The sequence below is a fragment of the Mesorhizobium sp. WSM4819 genome (genome assembly GCF_055811215.1).
On sequence record NZ_JBVVQO010000060.1, the window covers coordinates 21046 to 27221 of the forward strand.

General features: G+C 63.7%; 4 protein-coding genes. 3 read left to right on the forward strand and 1 reads right to left on the reverse strand.

The window, feature by feature from the left end:
- The first annotated feature begins 22 nt into the window (after positions 1-22).
- From AC0L18_RS31345 to AC0L18_RS31355, 3 genes are all read left to right on the forward strand, one after another.
- The gene (locus tag AC0L18_RS31345) at positions 23-388 is read left to right on the forward strand and encodes an MmcQ/YjbR family DNA-binding protein (protein WP_473495585.1); all 366 of its coding nucleotides are present in this window, start codon (positions 23-25) and stop codon (positions 386-388) included.
- Positions 389-640: 252 nt separating this feature from the next.
- Positions 641-2092, forward strand: coding sequence for a L,D-transpeptidase family protein (locus tag AC0L18_RS31350; RefSeq protein ID WP_473495586.1), 1452 nt, complete (start codon positions 641-643; stop codon positions 2090-2092).
- A 137-nt stretch (positions 2093-2229) separates the two neighbouring features.
- Positions 2230-3780: an MFS transporter gene (locus AC0L18_RS31355; protein ID WP_473495587.1), complete on the forward strand. Its 1551-nt coding sequence runs from the start codon at positions 2230-2232 to the stop codon at positions 3778-3780.
- A 25-nt stretch (positions 3781-3805) separates the two neighbouring features.
- Here AC0L18_RS31355 and AC0L18_RS31360 read toward each other — a convergent pair whose 3' ends face one another.
- Positions 3806-5767 carry a M23 family metallopeptidase gene (locus AC0L18_RS31360; protein WP_473495588.1) on the reverse strand — a complete coding sequence of 654 codons (1962 nt, stop codon included), beginning with the start codon at positions 5765-5767 and terminating at the stop codon, positions 3806-3808.
- Between the last annotated feature and the right edge of the window lie 409 nt (positions 5768-6176).

A 6176-nucleotide genomic window follows, 5' to 3' on the forward strand; every position in this document is an offset into this window, starting at 1 on the left:
AAAAAATTAAACGGGGGCGCAGATGACGTTGGACGACTACAACAGCTTCTGCGCCTCGCTGCCGTCGGCGACCCATGTCGTCCAGTGGGGCGGTGCTCATGTCTGGAAAGTCGGAGCCAAGGTCTTTGCGATCGGCGGTTGGAGCGATGGCAAGGAGCCGTTCGTCACCTTCAAATGCTCCGACATCGCTTATGACATCTTGAAGGAACAGCCGGGCCTTCGGCCCGCGCCCTATCTTGCCTCACGCGGCATGAAATGGATCCAGCGCCAGACAGGCCAAAGCATGGACGATGACGCGCTAAAGGACTATCTGCGCGAAAGCCACCGCCTTGTCGTGCTCAAGCTGACGAAGCAGGCGCGCAAGGAATTGGGATTCGCCGCCAGCTAGTGTTCTTGCTCCAGCCCGCCAGAAATCCGCCATCTTCATGCCCGGTTCATGTTGGAACCTTATGGTTGGCAACTGATTTGCTGGCGAAGGGGTTCGCCTGCCGCAAAGGCCCGAAAATCGAATTGGATTTTCGGAAAGCATGATGCGGAGATTTTTACGTGTTAGAGCGTCCCTGCGCGTCCGAAGGGACGCGCGGCGCTCTAAGAGACAACGCCGGGCGGCGGCAATTACGGACCGGAGAATTTGGCCAGCATGTTCCGCACGATCTTTACCCTTTCGGCGTTCGCCGCCGGGCTGCTTTCTTCGAGTGCAATGGCCGCGCCGACGGAGGACATCGCGCCGCGATCTGCCCGCGCCGCGGATAGCCATGCTGTGCTGGTCGCCCAGAACGGCGATTTCGACGTCTACTACGACGCCAGAGGAAACCGCGTCATCGTCGATACGGAAACCGGCAAGGTGCTAGCCATCCAGCCGCCGCAGACCAGGTTCGATCGCCGCGCACTCCGCCGCGAGGGCTTGCGCAATCTCGGACCGGTCGAGGACGACCGCTATTATCTCGACGATCCGGAGGACACAGCGCGCTTGCGCCGCAGGCAATTGGAAGAGGAGGGCCTGATCGTCGTACCGCCGGTCGAAGAATATGATCCCTACGGCGATCCGGTGGACGCTTTTCCCGAAGCACCGCTGGATGGCAACAATTATCCGGAAGCGCCGCAGTCGGTAAAGCCGCGCACTGTCATGCGCCAGCCGCTCAACGAGGCTGCGATCGAACCGGTCGAGCCGATGGCGCCGGGCGACCAGGCGGCACTGCCGCCAAAGATCGACGGTAAGATTGTCGTCGATCCGTCGCTTTCACTCGGTGCACGCCAGGAGGTCGCGGCGCTGCAAGTGCTGCTCGACCGCGCCGGCGCTTCGCCCGGCGTCGTCGACGGGCGCTTCGGCTCGAATGTCGACAAGGCGCTCGCCGCCTACAACGAGATCACCGGCAGCAATCTGCGGTCGACCGATGTGGTCGGCATCCAGGCGGCGCTTGAGCAATCCGGCGGCGATGCCTTCGCCTCCTACAGCATCACGCCCGAGGATGCTGCCGGCCCCTATGTCGCATCGGTGCCGGAAGACTACGGCGAGAAGGCGCAACTCGAACGGCTGAGCTACACCTCAGTCACCGAAGCGCTGGCTGAGCGGTTCCACATGGACGAGAACTATCTGAAGGCGCTCAATCCGGAAGCCAATTTCAACCGTCCCGGCACGATCATCAAGGTCGCCAATTTCGGCAGGCTGGTGGCCACGCCGGTGGCACGCATCATCGCCGACAAGGGCAAAAAGCAGGCCCGCGCCTTTGACGCGTCGGGAAAGCTGATCGCGGCCTATCCAGCCACCATCGGCTCGGCGGACACGCCTTCACCCACCGGCACGCATGCGGTCTCGCGGGTCGCTCTCGACCCGAACTACACCTACAATCCGAACATCAATTTCAAGCAGGGCGAAAACAACAAGATCCTGACCATCCCGCCGGGCCCGAACGGCCCCGTCGGCTCGGTCTGGATTGCGCTGGACAAGCCGACCTACGGCATTCACGGCACACCCGACCCCTCCAAGATCGGCAAGACCGAAAGTCATGGCTGCGTGCGGCTGACCAATTGGGACGCGCGCGAACTGGCAAAAATCGTCTCGCCGGGCGTCACGGTGGAATTCATCGACTGAGCCCAATCCCAAATCATCGCGCAGTCCTGGGTCAACCCGGGAGCAGGCTCTTTGGGCGACGTGATCCTGTTCTGGTTTCAACGACAGCAACCCTCTGGCCGGTTGTTGCCGGCGCATAGGAGGTCTAAGCAGGCTTCATGCGTTCTCCAAGCGAAGTCGGCGCCGAAGCCGTCCCCCTGGTCAGGCCGCTGCCGGCCGATACGTTCTGCCCGCAATCGCGACGCAGGTTCGTGCTGATCGCGGCGATCCTGGCTTCCGCGCTCGGCTTCATCGACGGCTCGATCCTGGCCATCGCCACGCCGGCGATCCGCGTCGATCTTGGCGCCAGTTTCGCCGAGGCGCAGTGGATTTCAAACGCCTATGCGCTGACGCTTTCGGCACTCATCCTTGTTGGCGGCGCCGCTGGCGACCGTTTTGGCCTGCGGCATGCTTTCGTGGCAGGCATCGCGCTGTTCATTGCCGCCTCGCTTGCCTGCGCGGTGGCGCCGAATCCACCAATGCTCATTGCGTTTCGCGCCATTCAGGGCATTGGTGCTGCCATCATGGTGCCAGGCAGCCTCGCCATTATCGCCAGGGCCTATCCGAAGAAGGAGCGCGGCAGGGCGATCGGCATCTGGGCGGCAGCCTCGGCGCTGACGACGGCGCTTGGCCCGGTGCTGGGCGGCGTTGTCTTGTCGGCCTTCGGCGACGGCATCTGGCGGGTGATCTTCGCGGTCAATCTGCCGCTTGGTCTTGTCTCGATCTATCTTCTGCTCGCCAAGGTCCCGGCCGACGCACCGACCGAAAGGCGCAGCCTCGATCTCGGCGGCGCTGCACTCGCCACCTTGGCGTTCGGAGCGCTTGCCTACGGCTTGACTTCGATGAGCGCAGAGGGCGAGGGGCAAATGTCCGGCCCGAGCATTGCCGCCGGCGCGGTGCTGCTCATCGTGTTCATTGTCTTCGAGCGCCGGCAGCGCGAACCGATGATCGATCTCTCGCTGTTTCGGGTCGGCGCCTTCGCCGGCGCCAATGTGGCGACCTTCTTCCTCTATTTCGCACTGTCGGCCAACCTGTTCTATCTGCCGATGCTGCTCATCGCCGGATGGGGGCTGAGCGCCGCCGAGGTCGGCTTCATCTTCCTGCCGCTGTCGGTCTTGATCGCGCTGTTGTCGGGGCCGGTCGGCCAGTGGTCCGACCGGATCGGTCCGCGTTTTCCGATCGCCAGCGGCAGTCTCGTCGTCGCTGTCGCCTTTGCCGGGCTTGCCTTGCTGGCCTATGCCGGCATCCACAGTTTCTGGTGGGGGGTGTTTCCGCTGATGGCGCTGATGGGGCTCGGCATGGCGCTGGTGGTGTCGCCGCTGTCGACGGCGGTGATGACGGCGGTCGAGGACAAGGATACCGGTGCTGCCTCGGGAATCAACAATGCCGTCTCGCGCATTGGCGGCCTGATCGCAGTGGCGGCGATGGGGTCACTGGCGGCCTGGGTCTATGCAGCAGCGCTGAACAGCGGTGCCGCATCCGGCATTCCGGGTTTCGGCGAACCGGCGCCGGATGTCGATGCAGCAAGGCTTGCCGCCAGCGACGCAGCGTTCGCAGCAGTCGCCTTGGTGACCGCGCTGCTTTGCCTGCTCTCGGCGATCGTGGCGTGGACGACTGTTTCCGGCGAGCGACTGCCATGGCCGCGTGGATCCGAGGCTCCGCAGCGCTGAGCAGCCGGCAAAGGCCCAACTCGGCTCAGCCTTCGATCTTGGCGCTCGCGACCTTCAGCGAATCATTGTCTTCCTGCTTGAGCAGATCGTCGATGCGCCCGCGCTCGCGCTTGAAGGCGACGAGGTCGTCGCCCTTCAGCACCTTGCCGACCGGCAGGCGAACGCGCATCGGGTCGACCTTGGTGCCGTTGACGATCAGCTCGTAGTGGAGGTGCGGACCGGTGGCGAGGCCGGTCTGGCCGAGAAAGCCGATGGTCTGGCCTTGGCGGACGCGCACGCCCGGCGCGATGCCTTTGGCAAAAGCGCTCTGATGATTGTAGGAGGTCTCGTAGCCATTGGCGTGACGGAGGATGATCTGTTTGCCATAGCCGCCGGCCCAGCCGGCCTTCTCGACGACACCGTTGCCGGCGGCGATGATCGGCGTGCCGATGGCGGCTGACCAATCGACGCCGGTATGCAAGCGCACATAGCCGAGGATCGGATGCCTGCGGGCACCGAAGCCGGAGCGGAATTTTCCTGCGGGCAGGGGATTGCGCAGCAGGAATTGCTGGGCGCTGCGGCCGTCCTCGTCGAAATAGTCGGTGCTGCCGTCCTGCATCTGGAATCGGTAGAAATTACGCGTCGTGCCGCCGAAGCTCGCCGAGACGTAGAGCAGCTCGGATTCGTCGGATGCCCGGTCGTCGCCATCCGGCTGCGAGAACAGCACCTCGATGCGGTCCGACGGACTGAGCCGCGACTGGAAATCGACGCCGGACGCCAGGAGCTTGATCAGCCGCTTGGTCATCGCCTTGGACATGCCGTAGGAGTAGGCGGCGCGGTAGATGCCGTCATAGACGTTCGGCAGATTGCCGCGCACCACCACCGGCGGCGAATCATCGAACGCGGTCAGCAATTCGGGATTGGGCTCCGGCTCCTGCGCCGGCACATATTGGCCGTGATCATCGAGCGCGATGGTGACGATATGCTGGGCCCTGTCGTAGATGCCGGTGCGAACGACCTTGGCGGCGTCGCCATGGATCTCGAGGCCGACGCGCAGCACGGTTCCCGCCTTGAGCGCTGTCGCATTCAGCAAGTTGGCGATCGCCTCGGCCATACCGGTGGCGTCCTCGCCGGTATAGCCCGAATCGGCGAAAGCCTCGACGATGTTGCGGTCCCTGGTGAAGGGGATGATCTCCTCGGCGAAGGCCGGCGCTTGATCGTCGGGGGCAGCACGCGGCGACACCGAGACGTTTTCCGGAACGATCCTGACGTCATAGGAGCCGGCCATGCTCTCGGCGAATGCATCGCCGAATCGCTGCGGGTCGACATAATGCAGCGACGCGACCTGCACGGCGCCGTCGCTCAGACCCGTGCCGGCCTCGCGCACCACCTTTTCCACCTCGTCGGCGGACAAGTCACTCTTTTCGTCGAACGCTGCCGTCTCGATTGGGAAATCGACCGTTTTCAGGCTCAACTCGCTTTCGACCTTGGCGCCATAGATCTGGCCTGCGGCGGCGGTCGCCGGCTGACCGGCATTGCCGTCGCGGTCGTCGCCAAACACCTGCATCGGATTGAAAGGCGGATAGGCGCGGCTGGTCGTGTGACCGGCGGCAAGCGCCATCTTGATCTGCACGAAAGGCATGGTGTGGATGACATCGCGGTCGCCGACCTTGGTCACCATCGGCACTTCCATGCGCCGGCGGTCCTTGGCCTTGGCGATCTGGCGCGGCGCCACCAGCCTGGTGGTCTTGGCGATCTCGCCGGAATCGTCGCCTCTCGCAAGGCTGATCAGTTCGGCGATTTCGGGCGGCGTCGCCAATTGCTGACGGCCGTCGAGGGCTGCGAACAGCGCCACACCCATCAGCACGCTCGACGTCACGCCAGTAAGAAAAGTGCCCGACAGCCAGCGCGCCGAAACCTCGCGCCGGTCGGGCGGGCCACTGCGACCGTCCGCAATCAGCGGCGGCTCGTTGCCGAGTTCGGCTATGACATTTTCCGTATCTGGCATCCAGAAAGGCTGCTTCTTCCCCGGGCGGGACGGCTTGTCGCTTTTGTTGTGGCCATGACATTTGCCTGTCACGGCGGGCGAAGTCAACGAAGCGGCTGGCTTCGGCCGAGATCCCCAGTCATACTTCTCTCTTAGTGGCTCTCTTACAGTCTCTTATAAGGCGCCGCGCCAGTGGTGCTGCGCCAGCTTCGTTGGCGTTGGTGTCAAACCGCAATGCGGCGGCAATAGGGCTCCGTGGCGGTGTTCGGCTTTGTTATCCCCATGCCGCCGCGGAAGTCGGCTACCGAAAATCGGCGCCGCAATCTTTCGTCGCAAAAAATTCAAAAAAGACCGAAATCGTTGTTGACACTTTGGATGGGCGCCGACTATATACGCCTCACCAACGAGGGCGGCGCGCCGCTGGCGACGA

Excerpts from the sequence above, each read along its gene's own strand:
- AC0L18_RS31345 (WP_473495585.1), top strand. The coding sequence starts at position 23 with ATGACGTTGGACGACTACAACAGCTTCTGCGCCTCGCTGCCGTCGGCG.
- AC0L18_RS31350 (WP_473495586.1), top strand. The coding sequence starts at position 641 with ATGTTCCGCACGATCTTTACCCTTTCGGCGTTCGCCGCCGGGCTGCTT.
- AC0L18_RS31355 (WP_473495587.1), top strand. The coding sequence starts at position 2,230 with ATGCGTTCTCCAAGCGAAGTCGGCGCCGAAGCCGTCCCCCTGGTCAGG.
- AC0L18_RS31360 (WP_473495588.1), bottom strand. The coding sequence starts at position 5,767 with ATGCCAGATACGGAAAATGTCATAGCCGAACTCGGCAACGAGCCGCCG.